The sequence below is a fragment of the Streptomyces sp. NPDC051180 genome (assembly GCF_040689545.1).
Taxonomy (GTDB): Bacteria; Actinomycetota; Actinomycetes; order Streptomycetales; family Streptomycetaceae; genus Streptomyces.
The window spans coordinates 230,280-243,773 of the sequence record NZ_JBFBBC010000010.1; the positions used below are offsets into that span (position 1 = coordinate 230,280).

A 13,494-nucleotide genomic window follows, 5' to 3' on the forward strand; every position below is an offset into this window, starting at 1 on the left:
TCGGCGTGGGCTGGGCTCCTCCGTCCGGTCCGGCCTGATCGGCAGGGCTTCCCGGGCCGCGTGGCACCCGGGCCTCCCGGCCCGCGCTCAGCGCAGGGCCGGGACGTCCAGGGTGAGGGTGCCGGCCTCCGCGTCGAGCACCGCGGGGAGACCGAGCGGCACGGTCGGGGCGGATGCGCCGTGGCCGAAGCCCAGCTCCTCCACGACCGGCACCCCGAGTCCGCCGAGCCGGTCGGACAGCAGGGCCCGCACGTCCTCGTAGGGGCCGCACTCCGTCCAGGAGCCCAGGGCGATCCCGGCGACGCCGTCGAGCCAGCCGGACCGCAGGAGCTGGGTGAGGATCCGGTCGAGCCGGTACGGCTCCTCCCCCACGTCCTCCAGGAGCAGCAGCCCGCCGCGCGCCGAGGGGCGGCCCTGGGGGGTGCCGAGGTCGGCGGCGAGGAGGCTGACGCACCCGCCGAGGGTGACGCCCCGGGCGCGTCCCGGTGCCAGGGCCCGTGCCGTGCCGAGTCCGACGGTACGGACCGTCTCGGGCTCGAACAGGGTGGCCCGCAGCGATTCCCGGGTGTCCGCGTCCGTCAGGAACGTGCCGGCGGCGACCATGGGGCCGTGCAGGCCCGCGAAGCCCGCCCGGACGGCGAGGGCCTCGTGGAGGGCGGTGACGTCGCTGTAGCCGACGAAGACCTTGGGGCCGGCCTCCTGGACCGCCCGCCAGTCGACGAGGTCGACCATCCGCTGCGCCCCGAAGCCACCGCGGGCGCAGAACACGGCGGCGACCGTCGGGTCGCACCATGCCTCGGTCAGGTCGCGGGCTCGTGCCCGGTCCTCGCCCGCGAGGTAGCCGAGTGCCGGGTGGGTGTCGAGGACGTGCGGGGCGACCACGGGTTCCAGTCCCCAGCCGCGCAGGATGTCGAGCCCGGCGTCGAGCCGGTCCTCGGGTACGGGTCCGCTGGGCGAGACGACGGCGACCCGGGCCCCGGGCCTGAGCCGCTCGGCCCGGACCAGGGGCGCGACGGCACCGTCCGCCGCCCGGGGGTCGCGGGGGCTCACGAGCGGTACTCGAGGTCGGGGACGTCCGTCCGGTCGAGCCCGAAGACACGGACGTACAGCGCGAGTTCCGCCTCCAGCGCACGGACCATCGTGTCGGCCCTGCGGAAGCCGTGACCCTCCCCCTCGAAGGCCAGGTAGGCGTGCGGGACACCTCTCCCGGCGGTGCGGGCGAGGAAGCGCTCGGCCTGGGCGGGCGGGCAGATGACGTCGTCGAGCCCCTGGAGCAGCAGGAACGGGACCGTGACCCGGTCGACGTGCTCGATCGGCGAGCGCTCCTTGTAGCGGGCCGGCACCCGGTCGAGGGGTCCGATCAGGCCGTGGAGGTACTGCGACTCGAAGTCGTGCGTCTCGTCGGTGGCCCAGCCGCGCAGGTCGAGGATGGGGTAGATGATCGTGCCGCACGCGTACACGTCGGTGGCGACGAGGGAGGCGGCGGACGTCCAGCCGCCGGCGCTGCCGCCGCGCACCGCGAGGCGGGCCGGGTCGGCCGTGCCCTCCGCGGCGAGCGCCGCGGCCACGGCCGCGCAGTCCTCGACGTCGACGACGCCCCACTGCTCGCGCAGCCGCTCCCGGTACTCGCGTCCGTAGCCGGTCGAACCCCCGTAGTTGACCTCGGCGACGCCGATGCCCCGCGAGGTGAAGTAGGCGATCTCCAGGTCGAGGACGAGCGGGGCGTGGCCGGTGGGGCCGCCGTGCGCCCAGATCACGTACGGCGGCGGCGCGCCGTCGGGACCGGTGAACCCGGGGTGGCGGGGCGGGTAGACCTGCGCGTGGATCTCCCGTCCGCCCGGTCCGGTGAAGGTGCGGACGCGGGGCTCGGGGTAGTACGCCGGGTCGACGGCGTCCCTGTGGGCGGCGCCGACCACCCGGGTCCGTCCGGTGCGGGTGTCCAGCTCGACGAGCTCGTAGGAGGTGTGCGGGCCGGCCGCGACGCCGACGACACGGGTGCCCTGCGCGGCGAGGGCGGAGGCCCATTCGGTCCAGGGGCCGGGGGCGTCGGCGAGGGTGCCGGTGCCGGGGTCGAGGACGCCGAGTGCGGTGGTTCCCCTCCCGTGGACGACGGCGATCAGACCGTTCTCCAGGGGCGTGAACCAGCGCAGGCCGATCTTCCAGAGCGGGCCGCCGAACTCCTCGGCCCGGGGGCAGAGCGCGACGGGTTCGCCGAGCTCTCCGTCGGCCCCGTACTCCGCCCGGTAGAGGTTCCACCAGCCGGTGCGGTCGCTGACCAGCAGCAGGCGCCCGGCCGTGTCCCAGTCGACCTGCGGGACCGACTCGGCGGGCCCGCCGGCGACGGTCCTGGCGGCCCGGAAGGTGCCGTCGGGGGCGACCTCGGCGAGCCGCACCTCGGTCCCGTCCCAGGGCATCCGCGGGTGGTCCCAGGCGATCCAGGCGACGCGCCGCCCGTCCGGCGAGAGGCGGGGGCCGGTGACGAACCGGTGACGGTCGTCGGAGAGCTCGCGGACGGCGGAGCGGTCCTCCGCGGCCGAGCCGTCGAGCGGCACGGCGGCGAGCACCCGGCGCACGTCGGTCGGGGCCGGGCCGGTGAACTCCTCCAGGACGCACCACACCTCGCCCCGCTCCGGCCGGATCACCGGGTCCACCCAGCGCAGCCCGTCGCCGGTGGCGGAGACGGGGGTGAGGGGCCTCGGCTCCGCGCCGGGCGCGGCGTCCGGCTCGTAGGCGTACAGCCGCTGGTCGGGGAAGTGGACGAAGACGACGAGCGGCCCGCCGGAGGGTCGCCCGGCCGCCGCCCAGGGCTGTCCGCCGTACTCGATCACCCGGCTGCGCACGTTCCACGGCGCGGGCAGCACGCTCTCCTCGGTGCCGTCGGCGCGCCGCCTGACGAGGGCGCGCCTGCCGCCCTCGGCGGGGCGGGGCGCGGTCCACCACAGTTCGTCGCCGACGGCGCCGAGGTACTCGGGCCGCCCGTCGTGCGCGGCGGCGAGCGCCGCGTCGACGGGTGACGGCCAGCCGCCGTGGGCGGCCTCGGTCGGCTCCATCTCCACTCCCCCTGTCACAGGTTCCTCTCCCCCGTCCCTACGCGGATCGCAGATAGTGGTCCAGCACCCGGACGCCGAAGTGCAGGGCGTCGACCGGGACGCGTTCGTCGACGCCGTGGAAGAGCGCGCCGTAGTCGAGGCCGGGGGGCAGCCGGAGCGGCGAGAAGCCGTAGCCGGTGATCCCCAGCCGGGAGAACTGCTTGGCGTCGGTGCCGCCGGACATCGTGTACGGCACGACGTGTCCGGCCGGGTCGAAGCGCTCGACGGCGGCCCGCAGCTTGGCGAAGGTCGGCGAGTCCACCGGCGCCTCCAGGGGCACTTCGCGGTGGTGGAACTCCCAGGCCACGTCGGGCCCGGTGAGCCGGTCCATGGTCGAGGCGAACTCCTCCTCGGTGCCCGGCAGCATCCGCCCGTCGATGTGGGCGACGGCCTGGCCCGGGATCACGTTGACCTTGTATCCGGCGTCCAGCATCGTCGGGTTGGCGCTGTTGCGGACGGTCGGCTCGACGAGTGCGGCGGCGGGACCGAGCTTGTCCAGCAGCAGGTCGACGTCGAGGTCGGGCGCCCCGGTGTCGACCTCGATGCCGTACAGCGCGGCCAGCTCGGTGAGGGCGGCGCGGACGGTCGTGGTCAGCCGGACCGGCCAGGTGTGCGCGCCGATCCGGGCGACGGCGGAGGCGAGGCGGGTGACGGCGTTCGCCGTGTTCACCTTGGAGCCGTGGCCCGCCCGGCCGTGCGCGGTCAGCTTGAGCCAGGCGGTACCCCGCTCGCCCGCGGCGATCGGGTAGAGGGTCGTGCCGGGCGTGGGGTGGAAGCTGAACGCGCCGGACTCGCTGATGCCCTCCGTGCACCCCTCGAACAGGTCGGCGTGCCGGTCGGCGAGGAAGCCTGAGCCGTCCTCGGCGCTGGCCTCCTCGTCCGCGGTGTACGCGAGGACGATGTCGCGGCGCGGCCGGACGCCGTGGCGGGCCCAGGAGCGGACGGCCGCCAGCACCATCGCGTCCATGTTCTTCATGTCGACGGCGCCGCGGCCCCACACGAGGCCGTCGCGGATCTCGCCGGAGAACGGGTGCACGGTCCACTCGGCCGGGTCCGCGGGGACCACGTCCAGGTGCCCGTGGACGAGGAGCGCCTCGGCCGTGGGGTCGGTGCCGGGGATGCGGGCCACCACGTTGGTGCGGCCGGGGGTCCGCTCCAGGAGGGTGGGTTCGATGCCGGCGGCGGCGAGCCGCTCGGCGACGTACTCGGCGGCGGGCCGCTCCCGGCAGTCGCCTCCGCCGCGGTTGGTGGTGTCGATGCGGATGAGCTCGGAGGTGAAGGTGACCACCTCGTCAAGCGCCGTCGCGTCCGGTCCCCGGACCTCCTCAGCCATACTGCTCCTCCACCGCGGCCGAGACGATGGTCGTGACCGCCTTGAACGTCCGAATTGCCTCGTACATGGTCTCGCTGGTGTAGGCGACGCGCCGCTCCCCGCTCCGCGCCACGCCGGGAACCACCGTGGCGGCGGCGCCCAGGTGGTCGGCGTCGAACTCCAGCTCCACGGTGAAGGGCCCGCCGCGGACCGGTTCGTGACGGACGGCGAGCGCGGCGGCGGCCTTGGCCGCCGCGCGGATGTCGCCGGCGGTCCTGGCCGGGGTGCGGCACACCGCCGCGTACCGCGAGACGTGGTCCTTGACGGCGACCTTGCGCGCCTCCGGCGCGTACCCCAGGGCGTCCTCGCAGGTGAGGTCGTCCCCGGTGACGAGGACGACCGGGACGCCGTACTCCGCGACCACATGGGCGTTGAGCAGGCCCTCGCTCGCCCGCTCGCCGTCGAGCCAGACGCCGGTGATCGAGTTGGCGAGGTAGGTGTGGGCGAGGACGCCCTCGGTGCCGGCGCCCGTGTGGTAGCCGACGAAGGCGATGCCGTCGACGTCGCCGTGCTGCACGCCCTCGACCATGGAGAGGGTCTTGTGGCGGCCGGTGATCATCTCGGCCCGCTCGTCGAGCCGCTCCAGGAGCAGGTTCCGCATGGACCAGTGCGCTTCGTTGATGAGGACCTCGTCGGCGCCGCCGTCGAAGAAGCCGAGCACCGCGGCGTTCACGTCGGACGTGAACATCGAGCGGCACCGCTCCCACTGGGGCGTGCCGGGCAGCACGTCGGCGGGCCAGGTCACACCGGTCGCGCCCTCCATGTCGGCGCTGATGAGGATCTTCATGTCTCGCACCGTACGCGCCGCCCGGCAGCCCTACCACCCCTGTGGATAACCTCCGTTGGAGTGGACCAATGACGCCCACCGGACGGCGGTACGGTTCACCCGGCGGATTCCGTATACGGCCTGGGGCCCTCCCGCACCATCGGTCCTTCGGGGCGGGATGCACCGAATCGGGCGAAACATCGCCAACAGGTGCGTATAGGCTGTCGGCCGCAGTTGTCGCACCCGACCCTCCGGAGACCCTCGGTGACCATCGCCTTCACCCCGTCCGACACCGCGCCCGCCGACGCCGCGCCCGGCGACACCGCGTCCGCCGGGGCCGCCGGAGCCGCCCACGTGCCCGCCATGGCGCAGGAGCCCGAGTTCTGGGAGCCGTCGGCCCCCGAGCCCCGGGAGGAGCCGGGCGCCCCGGCAGAGCGGCACGAGCAGCAGGGCGCCGACGCCCCCTCCGGCGACGGCGACGGCGACAGCGACAGCGACAGCGACAGCGACAGCGACAGCGACGATCTCGGTCAGGAGCACGACCCCGTCGTCGTCCGGGACGCCCTCGACTTCGGCGTGTACGCGCGGACCGGCGGCTGGACCTTCGCGCTGAAGGTGGCCCGCAGCGTGCGGCCGGGCGGCCAGGCCGCCGAGGGGACGGCGCGGACGAAGGTCTCGGCGAAGGCGTTCGCGCGGCTGGCGGGGTGCTCCCCGGAGCGGGTGATGCGGTACTACAAGGCGTGGGACATGGCGGCGGACGACGGCTTGGTCCCGCAGTTCGAGGTCCTGGTGCCGGGCGCCGACATCGAGCTGCCCGAAGCGGACGTGTGGCTGTCGTACTACACCTCGCGCAACGGCGCGTCCTCGGTGCGCGGCCAGGCCATCACGGCGGCGGCCGAGGCGGAGGGCATCCGGCCGACGAAGGCCCTGGAGGTCGCCGAGAACCCGACGGCGCTGCGGGCGGCGATCCTCGCCGACCCGGGCACCGCCGAGGCGGCCCGCGGAGCGCTGCTCGACCGGATGAAGGAGGACCCGGCGCTCCAGACGGAGATGGCCCGGGCGATCGCGCGCACCGACGACCTGAAGAAGGCCGTGGCGAGCGAGGCGAAGGCGGCCGACCGCATCGGGTACGTGCGCCAGATCGTCGAGAACGGCCAGATCAAGACCCCCGCGGGGCAGACCGTCGAGGCGCCGGCCGAGCTGCGCGCCGAGGCCGAGCGGCACCTGTCGCTGCTCGACGAGCTCGACGACTCGGAGGAGGCCGGCGAGTGGGCCGGCGAGGCGTACGACACGGTGAAGGGCCTGGTGGCCAAGGCCGTCGAGGAGGACCCGGCGCTGCGCGTCCAGGAGCGCCGGACGAAGTTCTACAACAGCCTGCAGAAGGCGACGAAGGTCTTCGAGGAGCTGACCCTGGACGAGGTGATGGAGGAGGACATCTACGAGGCCGACATGCTCCAGCGCCTGGAGGCCCTCCAGGAGGCGATCGGCACCTGCATCAGCGCGCTGCGCAAGGCGACGACCACCTCCTGAGCCTCCCGTCCCGCCCGCGGGGGCGGGGCCTCAGTCCTGGTGGCCGAGCTGGAGGTCGCGCTCGGTGCGGCCTCCGCCGGCCATCTGGAGGACGGTGGCGACGGGCGGGTACCCGGCGGCGATGACCGTGTACTCGCCGGAGGAGAGGTCGACGAACCGGAAGGCTCCGTCGGCGCCTGTGGTGAGGGTGTCGACCACGTTGCCCGCGGCGTCGAGCAGGGTGACCCGGGCGTCCTCCACGGGCCGGCCGCCGCCCCCGCGGACGGTGCCGCGCAGCACGGCGCCGCCGGCCAGCTCGATGTCCTGCCGGGTCTCCCGGGAGGACTGGACGCTCACGGGGAGCGCGGCGGGGCGGAAGGCGGGGGCGCTGGCGGCGAGCGTGTACTCGCCCGCGACCAGTTCGCCGATGACGTATCCGCCCTCGCGCCCGGTGCGGGTCGAGGCGACGACCTCGCCGCGGACGTCGGTGAGGGTCACGGCCGCCTCCCGTACCGGGGTGCCGTCGGCCGTGACGACGCTGCCCGCCAGCCGCCCGGCGCCGCCGAGGACGACGTCGAGCTCGACCGGCCGGTCGCCGACGGTGACGGACACGGCCTGGGGCTGGTGCCCGCCCGCGGCGGCGATGAGGACGTACGCGCCGCCGCCGGGGACGCTCAGCGCGTACCGGCCGTCCTCGCCGCTGGCGCCCCGGCCGACCTGCCGCCCCTGGACGTCGATGAGGGTGAGGGCGGCACGGGGCACCCGGCTGCCGTCGTGGTGCTGGACGGTGCCGCAGACCGGCACCCCGGAGTGGTGCGGGGCCGCGGGAGCCGGCTGCGGGGCGGCGTGGCGGGCGTGCGGGACGGCCTGGGCGCCGGCGATGTCGTGGGCCTCGGCGGTCTCGGCGAGGGGGCTGTGGTGGGACACCAGCGGTTTCTCCTTGAGGAAGAAGGCGAGGACGAGGCCGAGCGCGAGGACCGGCACGAGGTAGAGGAAGATCCGCGGCATCGCGTCGGCGTAGGCCAGGACGTACACGTCGCGGAGCGCGGGCGGCAGGGTGTGCACGGTCTGCGGGGTGATGGACTCGGCAGGCGGCAGGGTCGCGCCGCCGGTCCCGGAGAGGACGCCGGCGAGCCGGTCGCCGAGGGCGTCGTCGAGCCGGGAGGCGAAGAGGGTGCCGAAGACCGCGGCGCCGATGCTCCCGCCGATCTGGCGGAAGTAGGTGTGGGCGCTGGTGGCGGTGCCGAGGTCGGCGGGGCGCACCGAGTTCTGCACGGCGAGCACGAGCACGGGCATGACCAGGCCGATGCCGGTGCCGAGGACGGCCTGCCACAGGCTGTGCTGGAGGCGCGGGGTGTCGGCGTCCATGCGGGAGAGCAGCCACATGCCGAGGACGGAGACGGCTCCGCCGACCACCGGATAGATCTTGTAGCGGCCGGTGCGGCTGATGAGCTGGCCGGAGACGACGGAGGCGACGACGATGCCGCCCATCAGGGGCAGCATCAGCAGGCCCGACTCGGTGGCGCTGGCGCCCTCGACCATCTGCAGGAAGCTGGGAAGGTAGCTGGCGGCGCCGAAGAGCGCGATGCCGACGACGGCGCCGACGAGGGCGGTGACGGTGAAGACGGAGTCGCGGAAGAGCCGGAGCGGGATGAGGGGTTCGGGCGCGACGTGCTCGACGACCAGGAACAGCAGGGTCGTTCCGACGGCTCCGCAGGCGAGAGCGAGAACGACCCGGGAGTCCCAGGCGTACTCGGTGCCGCCCCAGCTGGTCAGCAGGACCAGGCAGGTGGAGGCGGCGGCGAGGAGCAGGGCGCCGAGGACGTCGAAGCGCGCGCGCTTCACGGGTTTGGGGAGCTTGAGGACGGCGGCGACGACGGCGAGGGTGACGAGGCCGAAGGGCACGTTGAAGTAGAAGCACCAGCGCCAGGACACGTGGTCGGTGAAGAAGCCGCCGAGGAGGGGGCCCGCGACGGAGGCGAGGCCGAAGGCGGCGCCGATCAGGCCCATGTACCGGCCGCGTTCACGGGCGGGGACGATGTCGGCGATGATCGCCTGGACGCCGATCATGAGCCCGCCGGCGCCCGCGCCCTGGAGGGCGCGGAAGGCGATGAGCTGGTCCATGGTGCGCGACCAGCCGGCCAGGCCCGAGCCGATGACGAAGACGACGATGGCGAAGAGGAAGACGCCCTTGCGGCCGAGGAGGTCGCCCAGCTTCCCGTAGACCGGCAGACCGATCGTGGAGGTCAGCAGGTAGGCGGTGATCGCCCAGGACATCCGGTCCAGGCCCTGGAGTTCGCCGACGATCTTCGGCAGGGCGGTGGCGACGATCATCTGCTCCAGCGCTGCGAGGAGCAGCGCGAGCATCAGGCCGCAGAAGACGAGCCGGACGCGCCGGGGGTCGAGGGCGGCCGGACCGGGGCCGGGCGGGGGTGCGAGGCCGGCGGGCGGGTCGTGCGCGGGGAGCGGTTCCGTGTCGCGCGCGTCCTCCTCGGCGCTCCCGGCGTACTCCGCGATGGTGATCGCACCCACGTACCTGCTCCCCTCGTCACGGCGTCTGCGCCGCGCCATTCTTCGCATTGCACGCGAAGGGGGAGCAAGTCGGGCGGTACGGGCGGCAGGTGGCGCCCGGGGGTGCGAACCTCCCTGCGCCACGGCGCACTTGGGTCGCTCATCAGCGCGTTTACGAGAAGGCCCGCGCCCCCTCGACGCGCGGGGCGCCGGTACGGGGGTGCGGGCGATCCACTCGAATCGGTGAACGCCCGGGGCGTTACTTCTCGACCTCGTCCGCCAGCTTGGCGAGGACGGCGTCGTAGATCCGGCCGAGACCCTTGGGTGCGAAGGTCTTCTCGAAGAAGCCTCCGATGCCTCCGGCGCCGTTCCAGACGGTGGTGACGACAGCGCGGGACTTGCCCTCACCGGCCGGGGTCACGGTCCAGGTGGTGACCATGGAGGAGTTGCGGTCCTTCTCGACGAGCTGCCCGTCGGTGGGCTCGCTCACCTCCAGGGGGCAGTCGCGCACGCGCTTGCTGGTGGCCTGGAGCTTCCAGTGGACGAGGGTGCCCTCGCCGTCGCCGCCCTCGCGCACCTCGTACTCGCTGAAGTGCTCGGGGAGCAGCTTCGCGCGCGTGCCGCTGTAGTCGGCCAGCGCGTCGAACACCGTCTCCGCGTCCGCGGCGATGATCCGTTCCGTGGTGGCCTCGACCTGCGCCATTGACTTCCTCCAGCTTGTGGTTCCTCCGGGTGTGGGCCAAGCGAACCACGTGGGGTGCGGCGGGCGAAATCCGGGTTGCGACGATCAAGGGAACAGGTGTTCTATTCTGGGCGCACGGTCGACATCAGCCACCGAGGAGGCGTCCATGCGCTGGGACAATCTGGGCGACACCCCGGGCGGCGCGGCGGCACCCGCCGACATCGCCCTGTTCGGTTCGGACGCGGTCACCACCCGGACCTTCGACACTCCGGAGTTCCGCGGCATCACCTTCCACGAGGTGCGGGCCCGCTCGATCCTCAACCGGGTGCCGGGCGCGTCCCGCATGCCGTTCGAGTGGACGGTCAACCCCTACCGGGGCTGCACGCACGCGTGCGTGTACTGCTTCGCTCGGAAGACCCACGGCTATCTGGACCTCGACACGGGCCTCGGCTTCGACTCCCAGATCGTCGTCAAGATCAACGCCCCGGAGCTGCTGGCCCGCCAGCTCGCCTCGGTCCGCTGGCAGGGCGCGCACATCGCCATGGGCACCAACGTCGACTGCTACCAGCGCGCGGAGGGCCGCTACCGCCTGATGCCGGGCATCCTGACCGCCCTGCGCGACCGGGCGAACCCGTTCTCGATCCTCACCAAGGGCACGCTGATCCTGCGCGACCTGGACCTCCTCACCCAGGCAGCCCAGGTCACCGAGGTCGGCATCTCCGTCTCGGTCGGCTTCACCGACGAGGAGCTGTGGCGGACGGTCGAACCCGGCACCCCCTCACCGCTGCGGCGCCTCGACGTCGTCCGCGTCCTCGGCGAGCACGGCATCGACTGCGGGGTCCTGATGGCTCCGGTGGTGCCGTTCCTGAGCGACCGGCCCGAGCAGCTGCGGGCGACGGTCCGCGCGATCGCCGAGGCCGGCGCGAGCTCGGTCACCCCGCTCGTCCTCCATCTGCGGCCCGGCGCCCGGGAGTGGTTCATGCGGTGGCTGCACGAGCACCACCCCGGGCTGGTGGGGCGGTACGAGCGGATGTACGCGGCCGGGGCGTACGCGCCGACCTGGTACCAGCGCCGGATCACACGTCAGGTGCACGAGCTGGCGGCCGAGTTCGGCATCGGCCCCGCGCACCGTGGCGGCGCACCCCGGCGGATCGCGCTGCCGGAGGACCCCGCCGACGCGGTCGCCCCGGAACAGCTCACCCTGCTCTGACGGCCGCTCACGAGCGGATTTCCTGGAGGCCGGACGCCCGCTCCGATCATCCGACCGGTCACCTGACACGCCGTCGGATCCTCCTCTGTTCGGGTCAACTCTGGCCGAAGTGGGTCCTTCCGAGCGCTCGGCGGGACACAAAGGCCCTATGACCCCACGCGCAGGAATGCTGATCGCCGCTGGAGCGCTGGTCGCCGGGACGGTCACCGTCCTGCCGGCCGCTCCCGCCGACGCCGGAGAACCGGCTCCCCGTCCACTGCCCCGGATCGCCTGGACCGGGTGCGCCACCCCGGCCTACCCGAAGCTCCAGTGCGCCACCCTGAAGGTGCCGCTGAACCACGACGACCCGGCGGGGCGGAGCATCACGCTCGCGCTCACCCGGATCCCGCACACGGCGCCGACCTTCCAGGGGCCCCTGCTGGTGAACCCGGGCGGACCCGGCGGGAGCGGGCGCGGCATGGCCGGGTACGTGGCGGCGTCGCTGCCCCCGAAGGTGGCCGCCGAGTACGACGTGATCGGCTTCGACCCGCGCGGGGTCGGCAAGAGCGAACCCGCGCTCGACTGCAAGCCCGGGCACTTCGCGCCGGTGCGCGCCGACTCGGTGCCGACCGGGGCGGCGGCCGAGCGGGCTGCGGTCACCCGCGCCCAGTCCTTCGCGGACGCGTGCGGGGAGAAGTACGCGGACGTGCTGCCGTACATCGACACCGTGAGCACCGCGCGCGACCTCGACGTCATCCGCGGCGCGCTGGGCGCCCAGCAGATCAACTACCTCGGCTACTCGTACGGCACCTACCTCGGCGCGGTCTACGCGCGGCTGTACCCGGACCGGGTGCGGCGGATGGCACTGGACTCCGTCGTCAACCCGCACGGCGTCTGGTACGAGGACAACATCGCCCAGGACTTCGCCTTCGACACCCGCCACAAGGCGTTCACGGCCTGGGTCGCCCGGCACGACGCGACCTACGGTCTGGGCACCGACCCGGCGGCGGTCGAGGCGGCCTGGTACCGGATGCGGGACGCCCTGCGCGAGAGCCCGGCCGGCGGGAAGGTCGGGCCGGGCGAGCTGGAAGACACCTACCTGCCCGGCGGGTACTACGACGGCTACTGGCCGCGCCTCGCGCGCGCGTTCTCCGCGTACGTCAACGACGACGACCCGGCGCCGCTGAAGGAGGCGTACGAGCGGTACGGGGAGGCCGACGCGGCCGCGGACAACGGCTACTCGGTCTACACGAGCGTGCAGTGCCGGGACGCGGGCTGGCCCCGCGACTGGAGCGTCTGGCGCAAGGACAACTGGGACGTGCACGCCAAGGCGCCGTTCTCGACCTGGAACAACGCCTGGTACAACGCGCCGTGCGCGTTCTGGCCGGTCGAGCCGCTGTCCCCGCCGGACGTCGCCAACGACCAGGTGCCCCCGGTCCTCATCCTCCAGGCCACGGACGACGCGGCCACGCCGTACGAGGGCGGGGTCGCGCTGCACCGGCTCGTCCGGGGCTCCAGCCTCGTCGTCGAGGAAGGCGGCGGGAACCACGGGGTGACCCTCGCCGGCAACGACTGCCTCGACGACCACCTGGCCGGCTACCTCGCCACGGGCACGGTCCCGCGCGCCGCGGACGGCGCGGAGGCCGACGCGGTCTGCGCCGCGCTCCCGGAGCCGGAGCCGGAGCCCGCGGCCCCGGCCGGGAAGACCGCCCCCGAGGGCGGCGGCACGCGGGCCGGCGCCCCGCAGGCGGAGACGGCGGGCACGGCCCTGCACGGGTTCCTCGGCCACGTGCGCTGACATCCGCGCCCCTCCACCGACCGTGCCCGCACCCCCTCGGTCGCGGGCACTGTCAGTGGCGTGCGCGAGGATGTCCGGCATGACGAGCCACCTCACCCACCTCCCGGCCCCGGACGGCCTCGCGCCCAGCCCCCAGTACAGCCACGTGGTCTGGGGCACAGGCCGGTTCGTCGCGATATCCGGGCAGTGCGCGTTCGACGCCGACGGCGCGGTGGTCGGCGTCGGCGACCCGGCGGCGCAGGCCCGCCAGGTCTTCGCGAACCTGGAGCGCTGCCTCTCCGCGGCCGGTGCCGGCTTCGGGGACGTGGTGAAACTGACGTACTTCGTCACCGACGTGGCCCACCTCCCCGCCGTCCGGGACGCGCGGGACGCCGCCCTCGCCGGGGCGCCGCTCCCGGCGAGCTCCGCGGTGCAGGTGGCGGCGCTGGTCCGGCCGGAACTGCTGCTGGAGATCGAGGCGTTCGCCCTCGTCCCGGAGGAGCCGGCGACGACGGCCCGGACCGGGGCGGAGCTCCGTTTGCTACCTTGACGCGCATGTTCCTCTCCCGTGCGTAGGAGTCGGCGAGCCGACGACCGTG

At 74.1% G+C, this 13,494-nt stretch carries 10 protein-coding genes; 4 read left to right on the forward strand and 6 right to left on the reverse strand.

Annotation, left to right across the window (positions count from 1 at the left end; translation table 11 throughout):
* Positions 1–87: 87 nt before the first annotated feature.
* Genes AB0424_RS19935 through AB0424_RS19950 form a run of 4 tightly spaced genes read right to left on the reverse strand, consistent with a single transcriptional unit; the run spans position 88 to position 5,248 of the window.
* Positions 88–1,050 (reverse strand): LD-carboxypeptidase, encoded by a 963-nt coding sequence (locus tag AB0424_RS19935; RefSeq protein ID WP_366307145.1) that lies wholly within the window; start codon positions 1,048–1,050, stop codon positions 88–90.
* Positions 1,047–3,050: a prolyl oligopeptidase family serine peptidase gene (locus AB0424_RS19940; protein ID WP_366307147.1), complete on the reverse strand. Its 2,004-nt coding sequence runs from the start codon at positions 3,048–3,050 to the stop codon at positions 1,047–1,049. The genes AB0424_RS19935 and AB0424_RS19940 overlap by 4 nt, the downstream gene beginning before the upstream one ends.
* A 37-nt stretch (positions 3,051–3,087) precedes the next feature.
* Positions 3,088–4,422 (reverse strand): M20/M25/M40 family metallo-hydrolase, encoded by a 1,335-nt coding sequence (locus AB0424_RS19945; RefSeq protein ID WP_366307149.1) that lies wholly within the window; start codon positions 4,420–4,422, stop codon positions 3,088–3,090.
* Complete coding sequence (locus AB0424_RS19950) at positions 4,415–5,248, reverse strand: M55 family metallopeptidase (RefSeq protein ID WP_366307151.1); 834 nt, start codon at positions 5,246–5,248, stop codon at positions 4,415–4,417. Before AB0424_RS19950 ends, AB0424_RS19945 begins: the two co-directional genes overlap by 8 nt.
* A 243-nt stretch (positions 5,249–5,491) precedes the next feature.
* Here AB0424_RS19950 and AB0424_RS19955 point away from each other — a divergent pair, with 243 nt between their 5' ends.
* Positions 5,492–6,757 carry a hypothetical protein gene (locus tag AB0424_RS19955; RefSeq protein WP_366307153.1) on the forward strand — a complete coding sequence of 422 codons (1,266 nt, stop codon included), beginning with the start codon at positions 5,492–5,494 and terminating at the stop codon, positions 6,755–6,757.
* 30 nt (positions 6,758–6,787) lie between these two features.
* Here the strand turns inward: AB0424_RS19955 and AB0424_RS19960 are convergent, their stop codons facing one another.
* Together AB0424_RS19960 and AB0424_RS19965 are read right to left on the reverse strand one after the other, a co-directional pair.
* On the reverse strand, positions 6,788–9,268 hold the full coding sequence (locus tag AB0424_RS19960; RefSeq protein ID WP_366307155.1) for a DHA2 family efflux MFS transporter permease subunit: 2,481 nt from the start codon (positions 9,266–9,268) through the stop codon (positions 6,788–6,790).
* Between the two features lie 238 nt (positions 9,269–9,506).
* Positions 9,507–9,950, reverse strand: coding sequence for an SRPBCC family protein (locus AB0424_RS19965; RefSeq protein WP_366307157.1), 444 nt, complete (start codon positions 9,948–9,950; stop codon positions 9,507–9,509).
* 145 nt (positions 9,951–10,095) lie between these two features.
* Here AB0424_RS19965 and AB0424_RS19970 point away from each other — a divergent pair, with 145 nt between their 5' ends.
* The 3 genes from AB0424_RS19970 to AB0424_RS19980 all read left to right on the forward strand — a co-directional run bounded on the left by AB0424_RS19970 (position 10,096) and on the right by AB0424_RS19980 (position 13,445).
* Complete coding sequence (locus AB0424_RS19970; protein ID WP_366307159.1) at positions 10,096–11,139, forward strand: Rv2578c family radical SAM protein; 1,044 nt, start codon at positions 10,096–10,098, stop codon at positions 11,137–11,139.
* 148 nt (positions 11,140–11,287) lie between these two features.
* On the forward strand, positions 11,288–12,916 hold the full coding sequence (locus AB0424_RS19975) for an alpha/beta hydrolase (protein WP_366307161.1): 1,629 nt from the start codon (positions 11,288–11,290) through the stop codon (positions 12,914–12,916).
* Positions 12,917–12,995: 79 nt separating this feature from the next.
* Positions 12,996–13,445, forward strand: coding sequence for a RidA family protein (locus AB0424_RS19980; RefSeq protein WP_366307163.1), 450 nt, complete (start codon positions 12,996–12,998; stop codon positions 13,443–13,445).
* The last annotated feature ends 49 nt before the right edge of the window (positions 13,446–13,494 follow it).